This window comes from Pseudarthrobacter sp. NPDC092202, from assembly GCF_044755505.1.
Classification (GTDB): domain Bacteria; phylum Actinomycetota; class Actinomycetes; order Actinomycetales; family Micrococcaceae; genus Arthrobacter.
Genome location: NZ_JBIVRG010000025.1, coordinates 14,984 through 30,311, shown reverse-complemented (window position 1 = coordinate 30,311; position 15,328 = coordinate 14,984). Strand labels below are relative to the sequence as shown.

General features: G+C 66.0%; 11 protein-coding genes. 6 read left to right on the top strand and 5 right to left on the bottom strand.

The window, feature by feature from the left end; genetic code table 11:
• Nucleotides 1-318: 318 nt before the first annotated feature.
• A complete protein-coding gene (locus tag ACIQF4_RS20670) occupies nucleotides 319-1,782 on the bottom strand; it encodes an amino acid permease (RefSeq protein WP_400517702.1) in 1,464 nt (487 codons plus the stop codon).
• A 153-nt stretch (nucleotides 1,783-1,935) separates the two neighbouring features.
• Here ACIQF4_RS20670 and ACIQF4_RS20665 point away from each other — a divergent pair, with 153 nt between their 5' ends.
• The 4 genes from ACIQF4_RS20665 (at nucleotide 1,936) to ACIQF4_RS20650 (ending at nucleotide 5,561) form a co-directional block, all read left to right on the top strand.
• Complete coding sequence (locus ACIQF4_RS20665) at nucleotides 1,936-2,850, top strand: LysR substrate-binding domain-containing protein (RefSeq protein ID WP_400517703.1); 915 nt, start codon at nucleotides 1,936-1,938, stop codon at nucleotides 2,848-2,850.
• 150 nt (nucleotides 2,851-3,000) lie between these two features.
• A complete protein-coding gene (gene panD, locus ACIQF4_RS20660) occupies nucleotides 3,001-3,426 on the top strand; it encodes an aspartate 1-decarboxylase (RefSeq protein WP_400517704.1) in 426 nt (141 codons plus the stop codon).
• A gap of 51 nt (nucleotides 3,427-3,477) precedes the next feature.
• A complete protein-coding gene (locus tag ACIQF4_RS20655) occupies nucleotides 3,478-4,404 on the top strand; it encodes an AEC family transporter (RefSeq protein ID WP_350006001.1) in 927 nt (308 codons plus the stop codon).
• A gap of 14 nt (nucleotides 4,405-4,418) precedes the next feature.
• Entirely contained in the window at nucleotides 4,419-5,561 is a 1,143-nt protein-coding gene (locus ACIQF4_RS20650; RefSeq protein ID WP_400517706.1) for an FAD-dependent oxidoreductase, read from the top strand.
• Between the two features lie 25 nt (nucleotides 5,562-5,586).
• On the opposite strand, the gene ACIQF4_RS20645 is transcribed toward ACIQF4_RS20650, so the two are convergent.
• The 3 genes from ACIQF4_RS20645 to ACIQF4_RS20635 form a co-directional block, all read right to left on the bottom strand.
• Nucleotides 5,587-7,062, bottom strand: coding sequence for an MFS transporter (locus tag ACIQF4_RS20645; RefSeq protein ID WP_400517707.1), 1,476 nt, complete (start codon nucleotides 7,060-7,062; stop codon nucleotides 5,587-5,589).
• A 62-nt stretch (nucleotides 7,063-7,124) separates the two neighbouring features.
• Nucleotides 7,125-9,755 (bottom strand): trehalase-like domain-containing protein, encoded by a 2,631-nt coding sequence (locus ACIQF4_RS20640; RefSeq protein ID WP_400517708.1) that lies wholly within the window; start codon nucleotides 9,753-9,755, stop codon nucleotides 7,125-7,127.
• A gap of 318 nt (nucleotides 9,756-10,073) precedes the next feature.
• Nucleotides 10,074-11,063 carry an LLM class flavin-dependent oxidoreductase gene (locus tag ACIQF4_RS20635; protein WP_066279953.1) on the bottom strand — a complete coding sequence of 330 codons (990 nt, stop codon included), beginning with the start codon at nucleotides 11,061-11,063 and terminating at the stop codon, nucleotides 10,074-10,076.
• 141 nt (nucleotides 11,064-11,204) lie between these two features.
• On the opposite strand from ACIQF4_RS20635, the gene ACIQF4_RS20630 reads away from it, so the two are divergent.
• Complete coding sequence (locus tag ACIQF4_RS20630) at nucleotides 11,205-12,077, top strand: aldo/keto reductase (protein WP_400517709.1); 873 nt, start codon at nucleotides 11,205-11,207, stop codon at nucleotides 12,075-12,077.
• A 55-nt stretch (nucleotides 12,078-12,132) separates the two neighbouring features.
• On the top strand, nucleotides 12,133-12,831 hold the full coding sequence (locus ACIQF4_RS20625) for a type 1 glutamine amidotransferase domain-containing protein (RefSeq protein ID WP_400517710.1): 699 nt from the start codon (nucleotides 12,133-12,135) through the stop codon (nucleotides 12,829-12,831).
• Nucleotides 12,832-12,898: 67 nt separating this feature from the next.
• On the opposite strand, the gene ACIQF4_RS20620 is transcribed toward ACIQF4_RS20625, so the two are convergent.
• Nucleotides 12,899-15,226, bottom strand: coding sequence for a chromosome segregation ATPase (locus tag ACIQF4_RS20620; RefSeq protein ID WP_400517711.1), 2,328 nt, complete (start codon nucleotides 15,224-15,226; stop codon nucleotides 12,899-12,901).
• Nucleotides 15,227-15,328: the final 102 nt, after the last annotated feature.

Sequence of the window (15,328 nt, the reverse complement as noted above, 5' to 3'; positions counted from 1 at the left end):
ATGGGCAGTGTGAGAACTTCCATCCTGGAAGACCTCGACGTCTATCCACGAACCAGCCGCCGACCCTCGACTACACCCTCAACTGCGAAGAGCCCTTAACGGTGCAAATTTCCGCACGCTCTCCCACTTGATGCGGGAAAAACGGAAACGCTCTATCACCCTCCCGAGGAAGGTGAACTGCTCCCCGGAAGTTGGACTGAGAAATTCAGTTCCGACTTCCGGGGAGCAGTTCAAGGTGATAGAGCGTTCGGGGTAAAGCGACATTAGGTGATAGAGCGTCGGGGGTAAAGCGACTTTGAGTGAGAGAGCGTCCGGGGGTCAGACCAGGGGGCGGTGCATCTCCACGATCTCGTCATGCCGGGGGCTGTTGGGATTCATCAGCGAGTGCTTCTTTCCGTAAAAGAAGTAGATGGCCAGGCCAACAAGGAGCCAGACGCCGAACCGGGCCCAGGTTTCCCAGTGCAGCTGGAACATCAGGAATGCCGACGCCAGCACGCCGAACGCCGGGATGAACGGCATGAACGGCAGGCGGAAGGTCCGGGGTGCGTCCGGCTTCTTGTAGCGGAACACGATCACCGAGAAGCAGACGACGACAAACGCGGCCAGGATGCCAATGTTGGTCAGGTCGGCAACAGCCTTGATGGGGAACACCCCGGCAAGCAGGGCGGAGGCGACGCCGGCGATCCACGTGACGCGCTGCGGGGTGCCGTGGCGGTCTGTCTTGGAGAACCAGCCGGGCAGCAGGCCATCGCGGCTCATGGAGAACCAGACGCGGGTGACACCCAGGAGGAAGGTCAGCATCACGGTAAGGATGGACAGAACGGCGAACACCGAGATGATGGTGGCGATCACCGGCAGGCCGACACCCGTGAAGGCCGAGGCAAAGCCCGCCGTGGGGTCAATGTCCTTATAGTTCTGCATGCCGGTGAGCACCAGGGTGGCCGCCACGTAGAGCAGCATCGCAATGATCAGCGACAGGATGATGGCCTTGGGCATGTGCTTCTTGCCGTCCTTTGCCTCTTCCGCCGCGGTGCTCATGGCGTCATAGCCGAAGACGGCGAAGAAGACAGTGGCTGCGCCGGCCAGGACCGGACCGAAGCCGCTGGGCATGAACGGGTTGTAGTTGTTGGTGTCGATGTAGAAGACGCCCAGCCCGATGATGAAGAGGATCAGGACGACCTTGATGGCAACGGCTACGAGTTCGAACCGCCCGAAGGCCTTGGTGCCGCGGGACAGGATCCAGGTCACGATCAGGCAGACCGCGATGGCCGGGATGTTGACGACGCCGCCCCTGCCCTCGTCCGCGGTGGAGGTCATCCAGATAGGCATGTTGATGCCGATTCCCGAGAGGAAGGCATCGAAGTAGCCGGAGATGCCGATGGCAACCACCGCCACGATGGCGATGTACTCCAGCAGGAGGTCCCAGCCGATGAACCAGCCGATGATCTCGCCGAGTGCTACGTATCCGTAGGTGTACGCGGACCCGGCGCGGGGAATCATGCCCGCGAATTCCGCATAGGACAAAGCAGCGGCGGCGGACGCAAGGCCAGCCACCAGGAAGGAGATCAGTACCGCGGGCCCCACCCCGGGCGTGCTCTCGCTGCCGGCGGCCACCAGTCCCGCGAGGGAAAAGATGCCGACGCCGATGATGCCGCCTACGCCGATCGCCGTAAGCTGCCAAAGCCCGAGTGACTTAAAGAGGCCACTATGTTTGTTCTCTTCCTCAATGTCGTCAATGGGCTTGCGCCGCATGATCGACTGGGTCATATCTCTAGTGCTCATCAGGAACTCCTGCTTGGGGTGCGACCCCGTCACGGCGCGCGAAGAATCGCTTGTGACGGGGGTAACTCGGTCCCAACAGTATGCAAGCGTGCTTGCGTTAGATAAAGTGACTACTTCTAACCTATATTCGTTAGTTTCGGTAAGGATTTCCTCATGCTTGATGTCCGCCGGCTCCGTCTCCTGCGTGAACTCAGCATCCGGGGCACGCTCGCGGAGGTGGCAGAGGCACTGCAGTACAGCCCGTCGTCGGTATCCCAGCAGCTTGCCCTGCTGGAAAAGGAAGTGGGCGTCGAGCTGCTCCGCAAGACCGGGCGCCGGGTTCAGCTCACACCGCAGGCCGAGGTCCTGGTGGCGCACACTGCGAGCCTGCTGGAGACCATGGAGCAGGCTGAGGCGGACCTGGCCGCATCGTTGACAACGGTCACGGGCACCGTCCGGATCGCCGTCTTCCAGTCTGCAGCCCTTGCCCTCATGCCTGAAACGCTCACGCGCATGTCCCGCACCTATCCTGAAGTCCGCATCGAGATGATCCAGCGCGAGCCTGAGACCGCCCTGCACGAAACCTGGGCCCGCGATTTTGACCTCGTCATTGCCGAGCAGTATCCGGGCCATGCCGCCCCCCGCTATCCCGAACTGGACAGGGTCAAGCTGACCACCGACGCCATCCGGCTGGCCATTCCGCCGGCGTCCGACGGCGGCCCTGCCATCGCTTCGATCGAGGACACGGCGGAACTCGCGTGGGTGATGGAGCCGCGGGGTGCCGCATCAAGGCACTGGGCTGAGCAGGCGTGCCGGAGCGCCGGGTTCGAACCCGACGTGCGCTTTGAGACCGCCGACCTTCAGGCCCAGATCCGGCTGATCGAGTCGGGCAACGCCGTGGCGCTGATGCCGGACCTGGTGTGGACCGGCCGCGGCACCAATGCGCGGCTCCTGGACCTGCCGGGGAAGCCGCGGCGGACAGTCTTCACCTCGGTCCGCCGCTCCGGTGCCACGCGGCCGGCCATCCTGGCTGCCCGGGAAACCCTGGCGGCCACGGCAGAAGCCGTGGCGGAGAATGTCGCCGGGTGAGCAGCCGGCTCGGACATGGCTTCCAACCTGGGTGCCTGCGCTCTTCCCTGCACCATGACGCGGGGGGCATCACCGCGCCGCTACCGCTCCCGCGCAACTGTTTCCTGCGTCACTGCGCCGCAGGGCCCCCGCCGCTAGACTGAACCCGTTATGAATCGAACAATGTTCAAGTCCAAAATCCACCGGGCCACCGTCACGCACGCTGACCTGCACTACGTAGGTTCAGTCACCGTTGACCTGGACCTGCTCGAGGCGGCCGACATCCTGCCGGGTGAGCTGGTGTCCATCGTGGACGTGACCAACGGCTCGCGCCTGGAGACGTACACGATCGCCGGCGAGCGCGGCTCCGGCGTGATCGGCATCAACGGGGCAGCGGCCCACCTGATGCAGGAAAACGACATTGTCATCCTGATAACCTACGCGCAGATGACCACCGAGGAAGCCAAGAGCTACGAGCCCAAGGTGGTCCACGTGGACGAAAAAAACCGCGTGATCCAACTGGGCAACGACCCCGCCGAGGGCCTTACCCCGGGTTTGCTGCGCCCCCCTTTCGCGCTTAACAACGCCGCCCTGTAACCGGAGCGTGAGCCCCGGTCCCCTGCCCTGCCGCGCCTTGCGGGCCGTCCCATGCTAGGCGTGCTGGCCGGCTTCTTCGTCGTGTGGTGCATCATCCTGGTGGGCTGGTTCGTGGGCCGGCAGAAAATTTTGGGTGACAACGCCCGGCAGGTGCTGAGCTCCCTCACGTTTTTCGTGGCCAGCCCGGCCCTGCTCTTTGAGACCCTCAGCAAAGCGCGCCTCGCCGAAGTCTTCGCAGCACCCCTGCTGGTGGCGGCTGTCTCAGCCGTCGCCACCGCCCTCCTCTTTTTTGTCATTGCCAAGTTCTGGCTCAGGCGTTCGCTTCCGGAATCGCTGATGTCCTCCATGGCGGCGTCGCTGGTCAACTCGGCGAACCTGGGCATTCCCATCGCCGTCTACGTCCTGGGCGATGCCAGTTACGTGGCACCGCTGCTGATCTTCCAGCTCGCCTTCTTCACGCCGCTGTTCCTGATGCTCCTGGACTCGAGCACCAGCAAACACCGCACCACGCCGCTGAACTTCGCTGTGATGATCCTGCGGAATCCCATGATCGTCGGCTCCGCGCTGGGCCTCCTGGTGGCGGGCACCGGATGGAAGGTGCCCGACCTTGTCATGGAGCCGATCCACCTGATCGGCGGCGCGGCGATCCCCGCCATGCTGATTGCGTTCGGCATGAGCCTGAACGGTACCCGCCCGCTCCAGGCCGCCGCTGCCCGACGCGTGGATACGCTGTTGGCCAGCGCGTTCAAACTCGCGGTCCAGCCGGCGCTTGCCTATCTCTTTGCCCGCTTCCTGCTGGGGCTGGACGGCCATGTCCTGTTCGCCGTCGTCGTGACCGCTGCGCTGCCAACCGCGCAGAATGTCTTTGTGGCCGCCAGCCGCTACAACACCGGCCTCACCGTGGCCAAGGACACCGTCCTGATTACCACCGTGGTGGCTGTGCCGGCCATGATCGGCGTGGCACTGCTGCTGACCTGAGCCTGGAGGGCTGCATGAATACTGTTCTGGACACCGTGGTGATCGGCGGCGGAGCGATGGGCTCGGCCGCCGCGTGGGCTTTGTCGCGCCGCGGCCGGCAGGTGACGCTGGTGGAGCAGTTCGGGCCCGGGCACCGGATCGGGGCCTCGCACGGCACCACCCGCAACCTCAACCCGGGGTACCACCGGCCCGAGTACGTGGCCATGCTGGCGGAGGGACTGGCCCTGTGGGATGAGCTGGAGCAGGAAAGCGGCGAACAGCTGCTGGCGCGCACGGGGGTGGTCAACCACGGGCCGGAGCCGCTGTTTGCCGATGTTGCCGCCGCCCTGGAGCAGGCCGGGATCCGCGCTGGATTCCTTCACCCCGCAGAGGCGGCCGAGCGCTGGCGCGGCATCCGCTTCGACCAGCAGGTGCTCCACCTGCCCGACGGCGGCCAGCTCAACCCTGACGCGGCCCTCCCTGCCATGCAGCGGCTGGCCGTAGCCCGCGGCGCCGAGATGCGGCACCACACCAAAGTGGTGGACTTCCAGGTGATGGACGACGGCGTCCGGCTGGTTTTGGAGTCCGCTGCCGGCACGGAGGTGGTCACCGCTGCACAGGCTGTTGTCACGGCCGGCGGCTGGACGGAGAAGCTCCTCGGCGGACTGCCTGGCAACAGCACCGGTTCAGGGCTGCGGATTCCACAGCTGCGCGTCACCCAGGAGCAGCCGGTGCACTTCAGGGTCACGGATCCGGGGGCAGAATGGCCCGGCTTCAACCACTACCCGGGGGCGGGCGCTGCGTACCGGGGCTGGTATTCCCCTGCGTACGGGATGCAGACACCGGGCGAGGGAATTAAGGCCGGCTGGCATGGAGTGGGTCCGGTTGTGGATCCGGACCGGCGGTCCTTCCTGCCGGAGCCGGTGCAGCTCGCCGCCCTGCAGGAGTACGCCCGGACCTGGCTGCCCGGGGTGGACGCTGACTCTTTCGAGGCGGTCAGCTGCACCTACACCACCACGCCGGACGAGGACTTCGTCCTGGACCGGATCGGCCCCGTGGTGATCGGTGCCGGATTCTCGGGGCACGGGTTCAAGTTCACGCCGGTCATCGGGCGGATGCTTGCGGACCTGGCCACCGGCGCCAGGCCTGCCCCGGAAATCTTCCGCGCCGGCCGCTGATTGCCTGCCGTCATGCAGGGGACAGTTAGCGGGAGCTGTCCTCGGCATCGGTAAGGACCGGTTCCCCGCCGTCCCCGCCCGCGGCGTCCGCGTTGGCCGCCCGCACGGCAGGCATGGCCAGGACCGCCGCCACCGTGAGGACCCCCGCGGCAAGGGCGGCCACGAAGACTGCGCCGGAAGCCGCCACTACTGCGGGTCCGTTGCCGCCTCCTCCGGCGGCTCCCCCATAAATGGCGTTGGCCACCGCACCGAAAACGGCCACGCCCAGTGCGCTCCCGATGGACCGGGCGAACATGTTGGTGCTGGTGACCACACCCCGCTCATTCCAGGAAACGCTGGACTGGGCGGCGATCAGCGTGGGGGTGGCAACCAGCCCCAGGCCGAGTCCGACGACGAAGCAGCTGACGGCGACCAGCGTTACGCTGGGAGCAGCTGAGGTAAGTGCAAGGACCGCGAGGCCGGCCACGGTGATGGAGATGCCGATGAGCGCTGTGGCCTTGAACCCGATCCGCAGGTAGAAGCGCCCGGCCTGGGAGGCGCTGATCGGCCAGCCCACGGTGAGTGCCGCCAGGGCCAGCCCTGCGACCAGCGGTGAGCTGGCCAGCGCGCCCTCCAGGAACGTGGGCACATAGGACGTCAGCCCGATCAGGACGGCACCAACGCCGAAGGACACAAGGGCTGTGGTTCCGAGGAGCCGGCGCGACACCACCCAGGAGGGCAGCACGGGCTCTGCCGCGCGCCTTTCCACCACGAGGAACACGGCCAGCAGAACCCCGCCCACGGCAAAGATGCCAATACTGACGGGTGAATTCCAGGCCCAGCCCTGGCCGCCTTCGAGGGCGCCAAGGATCAGCAGGCCAAGCGAAGCCGCCAGGAGGGCTGCCCCGGCGTAATCCACCTGGTGCTTGGCCCGGTCCACGTTCTCGTGCAGCGTCCGGACCAGCATCCATCCCGCCAGCAGGCACAGGGGGATGTTAACCAGGAAGATCCCCCGCCAAAACCCCAGGGCTGCGAAAATGCCGCCGAGGCTTGGTCCCACCACGGAGGAGACCGCCCACACGCTCGCGAGGTAGCCCTGGACCTTCGCGCGTTCCTCCAGTGAGTAGATGTCACCTGCGATGGTGATGGAGACAGGCAGCACTGCGCCGGCGCCGAGGCCCTGCAGGGCACGGAAGGCGATCAGGGCGGGCATGCTCCACGCAATGCCGCAGAGCACGGACCCGAGGAGGAACAGCCCGATGCCGGCAAGGATGATGGGTTTCCGGCCCACCATGTCGGAGAGTTTGCCATAGATGGGGACGGAGACGGCCTGCGCCAGCAGATACGCCGAAAACAGCCACGGGAACGATTCGAACCCGCCGATGTCGCGGACAATCGACGGGACGGCCGTGGCCACGATGGTGGAATCGATCGCCACCAGCCCGGTGGCGAGCATCAGGGAAATAAGGATGGGGCCCCGTTCAGAACGGAAGCCCACTCCCTGGGCGCGGGCGGTTGGCATGGGCCTCGTTTCGGTTTCCGGGTGGTGTCACCTCCACTCTAGGTACCCACTAGGAATGCCGACTACCGTTTGCCCTGGTGTTCGTCCAGGATCCGGGCGCAGCGGATGAAGCCAAGGTGGGAGTAAGCCTGCGGGTGGTTCCCCAGGTGGGTTTCCGTGCCGGGGTCGTACTCCTCCGGCAGCAGCCCGGTGGGCCCGAAGAGGTTCACCAGCTGGTCGAAGAGGTCCCAGGCCTCCTCGATCCGGCCCGTGGCAACGTACGCTTCGATCAGCCAGGTGGTGCAGATGTGGAAGCCACCCTCCAGCCCCGGCAGGCCGTCGTCGTACCGGTACCTGAATACGGTGGGACCCACCCGGAGTTCCCGCTCCACGGCGGTGACGGTATCCAGGAACCGCTGGTCCGTGACGTCCAGCAGCCCGGACAGCCCGATATGCAGGACGGCGGCGTCCAGGTCCGGGCTGTCATAAGCCACCGTGTAAGACTTTGCGGACTCGTCCCAGCCCTCCTGGAGGACTTCGGCCCGGATGGTCGCGGCCACCGGCGCCCAGGCTGCATCGGGAGTCCGGCCGTGGCGGGACGCCGTGCGGAGTGCCCGGTCAAGGGTGACCCAGCACATCACTTTCGTGTAGATGTGGTGCCGCGGGGCCCGCCGGGCTTCCCAGATGCCATGGTCGGGTTCGTGCCAGCGGGCCAGGACGGCTGAGGCCATTTGGCCCATCAGTTCCCAATGGTCCTCGGCCAGTGCCCCTTCCCGTTCGCTCAGGCTATGGATCAGCTCGGCAATGGGGCCAAAGACGTCCAGCTGGACCTGGTGGTCAGCGGCGTTTCCGATCCTCACCGGGCGGGAGCCGGCATACCCGGGCAGGCTGTCGATGACGGCCTCAGTGGAGAGCGGCGCACCCGTCACCGAATACAGGGGATGCAGCCATTCGGGGCCGGGTGCATGTTCAAGGATCCGTCCCAGCCATGCCAGGAAGCCGGTTGCCTCGCCGGTGGAGCCCAGGTCCACCAGCGCATTGACGGTCATGGAGCCGTCCCGCAGCCAGCAGTACCGGTAATCCCAGTTCCTCGTCCCGCCGATCCCCTCGGGCAGGGATGTGGTGGGCGCCGCCAGGACCGCGCCGGTTGGTTCGTGCACCAGGGCGCGCAGCACCAGGGCAGACCGCCGCACCAGGGAAGGCTTAACGCCCGGCAGAGCAAGGCCCTGCACCCATTGCCGTGAGTGCAGCGCCACCGCGGAGCGCCTCTCCGCCTCATCTTCGGGGACCGCGGGCCGGTGTTCCGTGTCGCCGCAGCGCAGGTTGAGCACCACCGGGCCGTCCTGCAGGTTGACGGCGGCGGTGGCCGTGGCATGGCGCCCGTCCGAAGTGATGCTGAAGGTGACGCCGCTGGCAAGCAGGATGAAGGGCTCCGAGGTTCCCATGATGTGCAGTTCATCGCCGCGGGCCTCCATGCTGAACGGGGCGTTGGCGTAGTCCGGCCGCGGGGCAAAGGTGATCCGGGCCGCCCCGTTGCCGGAGAGCACCCGGACCAGGCTGGTGATGCCGTCCGGGGCGGGTTCCAGGTAGTCCGTTACCGTAACGTCCGCCCACCGGGTTTCGACAATCATGGTGCTGTCCACGTAGCGCTGCCCCAGCACCTGCGAGGCCTTGACCGGCTCCACCGAGAAGTGGCCCGCGGCGTCACCGCCCAGGATGTGCGCGAACAGTGAGCCGGAATCCGGCAGTGGATGACTCATCCAGCAGATCTTCGCGTCCGGCGTCACAAGGGCAGTGGAGGTTCCATTGCCGATCAGGCTGTGCCGTTCCAGGCCCACGGCGTCCTCGCCGAACAGCCAGGCACGGCGCAGCTCGAACAGGATTGCCAGCACCCGGGCGAACGATTCCGGGTCGCGGAGCCGGTAGGAGGCAGAGCTCTCCCCCGGGCCCACCCGCAGCCCCATGTCCGGGCCGCGCAACGTGGCCATGGCGAGTTCATCGCTGTCAGCGTCGCCCGCATACATCGCTGCACTGGCTCCCAGCCGGGACCGCAGGCTTTCCAGGGCATCCGCCTTTGACGGTTCCACGACGGACAGGTCCAGCACGGAGCCGTCCAGAATGAAGTGCAGCCCGTAGGTGCGCGCCACGTCCCGTGCGGTGTCCGTCACTGCCGCCACGATGTCCGGCGCCGCGGGCCGGGTGTGCACCGAAACGGCTACGGGTTTGCGTTCTATCCAGATGCCCTTCTGGAACCCGACGGCCTCGTTGAGCGCGGCATGGACTTTTTGCAGGACGGACTCGGTGGCAAGGGTCTGCTGGTGCGCGAACCCCATGTCGAACTCGGCGCCGTGCGAACCCACCAGGTGCACTTCCGCCGGCAGGCGCGATACTGCGGCAAGGTCACGCAGGGACCGGCCGGAGATGACAGCCGCGTGGGTATTGGGCAGCGCCGCCAGGGCACGCAGCGCGATGGCGGCACTGCCCAGCGGGAGCGTCTCCGTGGAAATCCCCTCGGCGTCGCACAGGGTTCCGCCGTAATTGCAGGCCACCAGCAGCCCCGGCACCCGGGCCAGCACCTTCAGTTCCGCAAGGAGCGCAGGCGTGAGCCCTTCGTCGGCGGCGTCGGACTGGACGAATGCCCGGAGCATGCCCAGGGGAAGGGACCTGGTGAGCAGTGCGGAATCCGCGACGCTTTGGTTCAACGGCGTTGGCATCCATGTACCCCTTTGAGGCAGGACCGGGCCGGGACTACAGCCGCTGGATCTCCTGCGGGCTACCGGATGGTGCCCCTCCCCGGGGTTCACGGAACTCCGGAGGGGGCACTCCCATGGTGAGCCTCCGGAGTTTCCCCCGAAAGTCCCCTGTATTGCGTATGTGTAAAAGTCCGGCAGCACGGTTTCGGCTGTGTCAGGGCCCGTGGCACGCACGGCAGCGTTTTGGACCACGACGGCGGCGCCCGCCTCATGAAACCGGGGAACCCGCCGTCGTGCTTTCCGAAAAGGGTGCCAGGCGTGGGGCCCGGACCGCGGCACCTAGACCCGAGCGAGCCCCGCGGCTTCAGCCAGGAGCTCCACAGACCGCAGCCGGGCGTCCGTGCCGGTGCTCTGGTGCGCCACAATCAGTTCGTCGGCGTCAGCGTGCCGGCCGAAACTGTCCAGGTAATCCATCACCACGTCAGGCGTGCCCACCGCGGAGTAGGTCATCATCTGCGAGACGTGCTGGCCCTGCGGCGAATCGAGGATCATGTCCGCCTCGTCGTCGGTGAACTCGCGGCCGCCGCCGAAGAACAGCGACACCCGCGCACGCTTGGTGGCCTGCATCATGGCTTGCGCTTCGGAGGCCGAATCCGCGGCAATGACGTTCACGCCGGCAATGACGTGCGGGGCATCCAGCTGCGCCGAGGGCTTGAACTCCCGGCGGTAGAGGGCCACGGCGTCCTGCAGGGCGTTGGGGGCGAAATGGGAGGCAAACGCGTACGGCAGCCCCAGCTGGGCGGCCAGGCGTGCGCCGAACAGGGACGAGCCCAGGATGTAGAGCGGCACGTTCGTGCCCTTGCCCGGGGTGGCTTCCACGCCCTGGATGCGGGTGGGCCCGGTGAGGTAGCCCTGCAGCTCCAGGACGTCCTGCGGGAAACTGTCCGCGGACATCGGGTCCCGCCGCAAGGCACGCATGGTGTTCTGGTCGCTGCCCGGCGCGCGGCCCAGGCCAAGATCGATGCGGCCCGGGTGAAGGGTCTCCAGGGTGCCGAACTGCTCGGCGATGGTCAGCGGTGAATGGTTGGGCAGCATCACGCCGCCGGCGCCGAGCCGGATGCTTTCGGTATGGGCGGCAACATGGGCGATGAGCACACTGGTTGCTGAGGACGCGATGGAGGACATGTTGTGGTGCTCGGCGTACCAAACGCGGCGGTATCCCAGCTTTTCCGCGCTCTGGGCCATGGCCACGCTGCCCGCGAAGCTCTCCGCCGCCGTCTGGCCCTTGCCGATGGTTGCCAGGTCAAGGATGGAGAGGGGGAGAGTCACGTCGGGTGCCGGCCTTTCAAAGCTGTTCATAGGATTCCGCCCGCCGGATCACGGCAGGCACTTGAGGCATAACGACGGCGGGGGCCGGCTTATTTCAGCCCGGCCAGGAATACTCAGCAAACTTATGATGTTGCCGCCCCTATGAGCCTGAATACGTCGAAACAGTTGGAATTGTCCGCAACGATTGACCTGAAGGACCTGGGAACCGTGCACCGGCTTGGTTTTGGTGCCATGCGCATCGTGGGTGACGGTGTGTGGGGTGAGCCTGCCGACCGGCAGGCCGCAGTCCGGGTGGTGCGCCGCGCCGTCGAACTCGGGGTGGACTTCATCGATACGGCGGACTCCTACGGCCCCAACGTCAGCGAGGAAATCCTGGCCGAGGCCCTGCACCCGTACAAGGACGGGCTGAAGATCGCCACGAAGGTGGGCTTCACCCGCACCGGGCCCAACCAGTGGATTCCCGTGGGCCGCCCCGAGTACCTGCGCCAGCAGACCGAGCTGAGCCTGCGCAAGCTCAAGGTGGACTCCCTGGACCTGCTGCAGCTCCACCGGATTGACCCCAAGGTGGACGCCGAGGAGCAGTTCGGCGTGCTGCGCGAGCTCCAGGACGAGGGCAAGGTCAAGGCCTTGGGGCTCTCGCAGGTCAGCGTGGAAGAGCTGGAGGCCGCCGGAAAGCACTTCACCGTGTCCACGGTCCAGAACCGGTACAACCTGACGGACCGCAGCTCCGAAGACGTCCTGCGCTACTCCGAGGAAAACGGCATCGGATTCATTCCGTGGGCCCCCATTTCCGCCGGCGAACTGGCCCGGCCGGGCGGGCCGCTGGACGAAGCCGCCAAGCGCCTGGGCGCCACCACCTCCCAGGTGGCGCTGGCGTGGCTGCTGCGCCGGTCCCCCGTGATGATGCCCATTCCCGGCACCGGTTCAGTGCAGCACCTGGAAGAAAACCTGGCCACGGCCGGCGTCAGCCTGGACGAGGACACCTACGCTGAACTTGAAGCCGCGGCCGGATAACCGGCCCCTCAAGAAGCAGCCCGGAAGACAGACAACAACGACAGGAGCAACACCCATGGCAAACATTCTGATGGTTGTATCAGCAGCCGATTCCCTCACCATGAAGGACGGCAGCGAACACCCCACCGGCTTCTGGGCCGAGGAGCTGGTGGTGGCGCACCAGACCGTGCTCGGCGCCGGCCACACGGTCCACCTCGCCACCCCAGGCGGGGCGAAACCCACAGTGGACCAGGTCAGCCTCGCGCCCGAGTCCGCGGGCGGCGAGGACCGCGCAAATGGCTTCCGGGACTACCTTGCATCCATCGACGGCGAGCTCTCGAACCCGCTGGTGCTTGCCGACGTCGACCCTTCCGGCTATGACGCCGTGGTGATGCCGGGCGGGCACGGACCGATGGCCGACCTGTACAGGGACGCCGACCTGGGCCGGCTGCTGGCGGCGGCGGACAAGGCGGGCAAGGTCATTGCCCCCTTCTGCCACGGTCCCGCCGGGCTGCTCAGCGCAACAGACGACGACGGCACGTTCGTTTTCGCCGGACGCCGCATCACCGTGTTCACCAACGAGGAAGAGCTGGGCGGCGGCACGGGCGAGAACACCCCGTGGCTGGTGGAGGACGCGCTGAAGGAGAAGGGCGCTGTGATCGAGAACGGGGCTGCCTGGACCTCCAACGTGGTCCGGGACGGCAACCTCATCACGGGCCAGAACCCGCAGTCCAGCGAGGACGTGGCCAAGGAAGTCATCAAGGCACTGGGCTGATTCCGGCCACACGGTACTGATACCCGGAGGGGCCAGGTCATGATGACCTGGCCCCTCCGCCGTCCTATCAGACGGCGCAGCCTCCGAGCGCGATCGTTCCGTCGATGGCATTAATCTTTACCTGAACCGCACCAAGCTGGGCCTGGAGACCGGTGACCACAACCTTTTGCGCGGTGATCGTGTCCTTGTTCTGCTTCTTTTGGGCCTCGAGCGTCAGCAATGTTCCCTGGGCCGCGGTCAACTGTCCATCCAGGGTTGTCAGTTGGGACTGCAGGTCCTTGAGGGCTGCTTCGGTAGTGCTGATTTCATCATTCAGCTGGTTGAGCTGATCCAAGAGCGGCGCCACCCTGGTTTGGAGGGAAACGATCTCAGCCTCCTTTGCCTTGATGTCCTCGTTCAGCCCGCCCAGCCGTGCGACCAAACCATCCATGATCAAGTTGAGGGCGCCGATTTCGCTGCTCTTGCCCGCAACTGCCTGATTGGCGGTGTCGACGCCAGCCTGGAGGGCGGGAAGCTGGCCCTGTAGTGTGGCGACCTCCGCTTTCTTATCCTCCACCGCAGCGGCGGCCAATGCCTCCGCTTCCTGCGCGCTTTCCAGGATTGACCGTTTCTGCTCCAGGTCTGCCTTCTGGTCCGCTATGGCTTGCTGCGCAGATTCCACGTTCTCGGTAAGCGCCTGCAACGCCTCTTCCAGGCCTGCCACAACTTCCTCCTGCGCAGTGACATCCGCCGCGGCCGCGGCGGCGGCCTCCTGGGCTGCCGTCAGTTCCTGCTGGAGCCCGTCCAAGACCACCTGCTGGCCGGCCACAGCACTGTTGGCCTTGGTAAGGGCGTCCCCAAGTGCCGGGAGTTCGGCCTTCAGAGCGGCAATCTCAGCCTCTTTCAAGGCAACCGCTGCATTCGCCGCGGTAAGCGTTGCTTGCAGGGGTGCCGCCTGCTGCTGCAGCGAGCTGCTTTCCTGTTGCTTCGCCAGCAGCTGGGTGTTCAAAGCCGAAACCTGGTTGTTCAGGGTCGCCAGGTCGCCCTGGAGCGCCGAGATCACTGCATTTTGGTCGGTAATCTGCTTGTTGACGGCGGCGAGCTGCGTCTGTTTGGCAGTGCGCTGGCTTATGAGGCCGTTTGCGCTGCCATTCGTTTTTTCAATTTTCGCTGTCAGGTCCGCAATATCTGCTTCCAGTGTGCTCCTCGTGAGCTGGAGCTCACCCAGCTCATTCTGTGCCGTGGTCAGCTCGCCCTGCTTGGCAAGGACTTCAGCGTTGGCGGCATCGATCTGCCTTACGAGCATCGTGATGTCCGCGGCGACGCCAGTCAGGCTGTAGGCGTTGGCCTCTATTGCCTCTGCGGCCGCAGCCGCGGCGGCCTGGAGGTTTTCAAGCTCTTCTTCCGCAGATGTGATCTGGACGTTCTTGGCGGTAAGGGCAGCGGCAGCCGTGCGCGCTTCCGCCTGGAGCACCTCAAGCTGGTCCTGGGCTGCCGCCACCTCAGTTGCCTTGGCCGTTACAGCGTTGTCGGCCTCCGCAGCCACATTCTCAAGTTCGGTCAGGGCAAGCCTTGCAGCATCCACGAGGTCCTGCTGCGCCTGCAAAGCCTCCCCGGCCGTCACTCCTGCCGCTTCGAGACGGTCGAGCTCAACCTCCGCCGCCTCAACTGCTTCCCGGGCGGAAACCACGTCGTCCGCCGCTTTTGCGGCCGCAGTTTCGAGGGCGCTGAGGTGGTCTTGACCAACCGCAATCTCAGCCTCTTTGTCCGCGAGCGCGCGGGTGGCCTCGGCTGCCGACAGCTCCAGCGCGAGGAGCTCGGCATTCGCTGTGTCAATGCTGTCCTGGGTGCCAGCGATGTCTTTTGCAACGGCGGCGGCCTGGACCCTGAGGTCCTCGGCTGCCGCCTCAGCGGCAGCTTTCTCTTCCTGCAGCGGTGTGAGTTGGGCGACGAGGTTTACCTTGTCTTCCTGCAGCTTGGCGAGGGTTGCTTTCGTCTCGTCTATGGTCGCCTGCGTAGCATCCATATCACCGGTGAGCTGGGCGATATCCGCCTCCGTCACCTTCAGGGCGCCCTCCAGCACAGCCGCCTCCTCCGCCAACCTGGCAGATTCCCCGTCCAGTGCGGCGATCTCCGCATCCAGCCTGTCCTTTTCCTCCTGGAGCGGTGCCCGCTCCGCCTGGAGCCTTGCGATGACGTCAGCATTCTTCTTCGCGGCTGCCTTCAGAAGGTTCTCCTGGACGCCGCCCCGGTGCGCGAACTGGTTCACCACGCCGTTGCATATTGAGGTGTTGGACGTTGTTCCTGCTGCGGCAGCAGGCTGGATCAGCACAAGGCTACTGGTAAGCAGGCCGGGCAGGACGACGGCGGCCGCGAGCCGGCGCGAAAGGACAGACTTGGACGGGGAAGTGCGCATGAAAGCTCCTGTTGAGACCATCGGGCGGCCCACTCTGGCCGCTGCCTGGACTAACGGTAGGTGGCGGCAGGGACGGAGCACACGCGTAATCCCCCACCCGTC